5 protein-coding genes are annotated in these 3322 nt (G+C 36.3%); 1 reads left to right on the top strand and 4 read right to left on the bottom strand.

Annotated features, from left to right (window positions below; translation table 11 throughout):
* Window positions 1-297, top strand: a 297-nt coding sequence (locus O9290_RS10060; RefSeq protein WP_288087017.1) for a Uma2 family endonuclease, incomplete at its 5' end; no start/stop codon positions are given.
* Window positions 298-673: 376 nt separating this feature from the next.
* Here O9290_RS10060 and O9290_RS10055 read toward each other — a convergent pair.
* The 4 genes from O9290_RS10055 to O9290_RS10040 form a co-directional block, all read right to left on the bottom strand.
* Entirely contained in the window at window positions 674-880 is a 207-nt protein-coding gene (locus O9290_RS10055) for a hypothetical protein (protein WP_288054802.1), read from the bottom strand.
* Between the two features lie 334 nt (window positions 881-1214).
* Window positions 1215-1454 (bottom strand): DUF2442 domain-containing protein, encoded by a 240-nt coding sequence (locus tag O9290_RS10050; protein WP_002773190.1) that lies wholly within the window; start codon window positions 1452-1454, stop codon window positions 1215-1217.
* Between the two features lie 3 nt (window positions 1455-1457).
* Window positions 1458-1727 (bottom strand): DUF4160 domain-containing protein, encoded by a 270-nt coding sequence (locus O9290_RS10045; protein ID WP_149978364.1) that lies wholly within the window; start codon window positions 1725-1727, stop codon window positions 1458-1460.
* Between the two features lie 215 nt (window positions 1728-1942).
* A complete protein-coding gene (locus O9290_RS10040; RefSeq protein ID WP_287971204.1) occupies window positions 1943-2617 on the bottom strand; it encodes a hypothetical protein in 675 nt (224 codons plus the stop codon).
* Window positions 2618-3322: the final 705 nt, after the last annotated feature.

Below are 3322 nucleotides of genomic sequence, written 5' to 3'. Positions count from 1 at the left end.
GAAAGAATTGATTTAACTGTTGATCCTCCTCCCGATTTAGCTATAGAAGTGGATTTTACTTCTCTGACTGATGTAGAGGCCTATCAATTGCTAAAAATTCCCGAATTGTGGGTTTATCGTCGGGAAGAATTAAAAATATATTTGTTCAGAGAAGACGGTTATCAAGAAAGGGATAATAGTCGTCTCTTTCCCGATATAAATATCAAGAAACTTTTCCCCTATCATGTAGAATTAGGCTGGAAGCAAGGTTCTAGTCTTGCTTTACGTCAGTTTGAAGCTTTAGAGAATTTTAGTTAATAATCAATGCTGGTTATGGTGGTTTTCTTAACTAGACTCAGTGAGACTAACGATTAGAAGGTCATGGCAGCCTGTTAGTAATTGCTCTTGGTTTTTCTGAACAAGTTTTTGCATTGGCGTTGTAATAAACAAGAGATAGGTTTATATTACCCAAAAAATCTCCCCAGACAACATCAAATAAATTTATTTTGATCAATTCAAATACAAGAAAAAACAACTCTAGCAGTTATCTTAAGGGTGAGGCAGGAAGTCTCTGATTTTAGGAAACATTGGAACTAGAGATGAGGCTAAATCCCACCACACTCCGTCGATACCACAATTTAGGCTTTTTGTCAAAAAAAATTTGACTTTGCAACAAAACTACACAAAAATTAGATCAACGTTGTTGGGGAAAAAAGGGATAATTGGCGAAAGTGTTTGGTTTGGCTAAAAGGGAAAGTCTAGATTTAGCAATGGTTTCAAGGCAAGCTAGACCTTGAAAAGTCCAAAAAAGCACAGAAAAACCCACCATAGCATAATGCAAAATTATACCAGAATCGCTGGAAGTATTGCTATCTCGTAAATAAATAGAAATTATTCTCAATAAATTCTTAAGTAAAAATAAATATTACTAATTGTAAATTTAAATATTTTTAAGTATTGAAGGTGTTTGTATATAGAATACTTATCATTTTGCCCCGATTGCCTCTAACTTTTCCCTTCCCACAGCAATCACCGGGTAAATAGAAAATTTCTCACTCTTTCTCCTAGAGATGAAGTACAGAGTAATCCTTACTCATCAAGTATTTTAGCGACAATAACTAACCTCATCTCTCTGAGAAAGGCTGTAGCGAAAGAAAATCTGATCAGTGGGAGCGTTACTTTTCATGCTTTCTAAATTTTATGCGAAGTTGTTGGGTTTCCTCGATCGAACTGTTCTAGGTTTGGGAAATGGAGTCAAGATAGAGAGTATCCGGACAGATATCTTGTTCGTTCGGCCAAGTTACCGTACCATCTAAAATTTTTACTTGATTAAAATACTGTTTGTTTTTAAGTTCTTGAAAGATGCCAAAATCGAGCAGTGGTGAACAATCATAAATTTTCTTTTCTTCATTAGTAAAGATGAGTTGTAATTGATAGTTGGGCAAAGGGATAACTTCTTTAACTCTAGGATTCATGATTTATCTCAGTGGTTCAATTTTATACAGTTGTTGTCCTGAAATAGCGAGTTCCCAGTTAGCCATCAATTCATCTTGATGAATCTCGATCCAAGCGGACAGTAATTTCATTTTAGCATTAGGAATAGCTCCTTCAAGGATTTCTCCATCTGGAATGGCGACAATGACTTCCGAATTTTGATATTTAGCATGAATGTGAGGTTTATGGTGTTGTTTATTGTCCATGAAGTACATATAAATAATAATTCCGTAAAACATGGATATGGCTGGCATTTGTATCCTTGTGGTTATTTGAGAGGGATAGGTTTATTATAGCGAAGGAAAATCCGATAAGTCGGAGCGTTACTTTTCATGCTTCGTACTCTACAATAGCTACCAGAGCCGCAATCGCACTATTAATAAATATGGAGGCACAAAATCCAACACCCATCTCGTTAATTTTGCGGGAAGTTGTTGGGTTTCTACTCGATCGGAGATCCGACTGCTATTTACAGATGATCGTCATACTTTATAAGGTCATCAAAACGATTGCGCGCCGTATCCTCATAATATTTAAAACTTTCTTTCACTATATTCTTTTGTGAGGAATTCAAGTGGTTTAGGTAAATTTTAGCCGTTTTTCTTGCTCCATTTACCTTTCTGGCTAAGGGAATCCTCATTATTTTCTTCAAAATACATATTAAGGAGAGAGACGGTACAAAATAAAACGTGATCTTTAGCCCCATAACTGCATTATCCAGTTCTAATCCTGAATTTCTATATTTCGGGTCAGGTAAGCTAAGAAAATAATCAGTAAATGTAGTATTTAAGATAGTCTCAACAGTTCCGAACGTCTTTCGCCATATTAATGAACGTTCTATTAATGGCACAAGTACGGATTCCTGCAGCATACCTAATATCAAAAACACTATAACAAAAGTAAGCCACCAGAAGTTGTTATCAAAAGATTCCAATTTATTCATTCTTTTACAATACTTATTGAAGCTTGAATTAAATATATCTACTTGTTGCTCCCCATCGAACTGATGCCAATGTTCCAGATAATACTCCAATTCAGAAGAGATTTTTTTGTTTTTGGAGTGAAAGTTTACTTCCAAAAAGTTCTTAACGTTATCACGTCCTATTTGAATTAAATCTCTTCCAGATTCACCTTTCTGAGGCATAAGATTAGTCCCTAAAGTTGAGGTTAATTCACTCCCAGTTTGAATTTAGATGATCGAGGTATTGCTTGTTTAGTTTGAGCTACGTTGAGGAGATGGCTGTTGGGGATTTCCTGATTTTGTAAGCCAACCCGCATTGATTGCCCAAGCAATTCCTCCTGAAGCTAACACCCCGATAAGTAAAAATGAAATCCAAACACTAATATTCTTGCTTGTAATTTTGTCCCCCCCAACGACCTCTGCATCTCTGCCAGCTTTAACCTTTTGAGACGGTTTGTCGTCATTAGGCAAATGGTTCGTCATTTTTGTAACCCTCAATACCTGCTCATGCTTTTCATATTTGAGAACGCTTAGCCGCTAACAGACAACTTTCAGGGTACGTCCCTACTGATAGACTGAAGCAGTCCAACTATAAAATACATGGATTTTATCCATATAATACACCTATAGAGGTTTTTTTAAGGATTTTTTCCGTATATTGCCCTCGACCGGGATGATAGTTGGAAATTTTCCGTATAACACCCTCCTAGTGATATTATACACGATCTGGCAGAGCCAGTGCTACGCGGGAGCATCTCACTTACGCGATAAGTAATTATACTTAGCCTAAAAGCCACTCTTAATCGTGTCTTGGAACGAAATAGAGGCTTTTAAAGACTGCGTACATGGAGAATTAAAACAAGAATTACCCTCGAAAAGCCTATTTTT

The organism is Microcystis sp. LE19-41.2A, assembly GCF_027530405.1.
Lineage (GTDB): Bacteria > Cyanobacteriota > Cyanobacteriia > Cyanobacteriales > Microcystaceae > Microcystis > Microcystis aeruginosa.
This window is presented reverse-complemented; position numbering and strand designations above follow the sequence as displayed.

Coding starts and splice junctions, on each gene's coding strand:
- O9290_RS10050 (WP_002773190.1), bottom strand. CDS start 1,454: ATGAATCCTAGAGTTAAAGAAGTTATCCCTTTGCCCAACTATCAATTA.
- O9290_RS10045 (WP_149978364.1), bottom strand. CDS start 1,727: ATGCCAGCCATATCCATGTTTTACGGAATTATTATTTATATGTACTTC.
- O9290_RS10040 (WP_287971204.1), bottom strand. CDS start 2,617: ATGCCTCAGAAAGGTGAATCTGGAAGAGATTTAATTCAAATAGGACGT.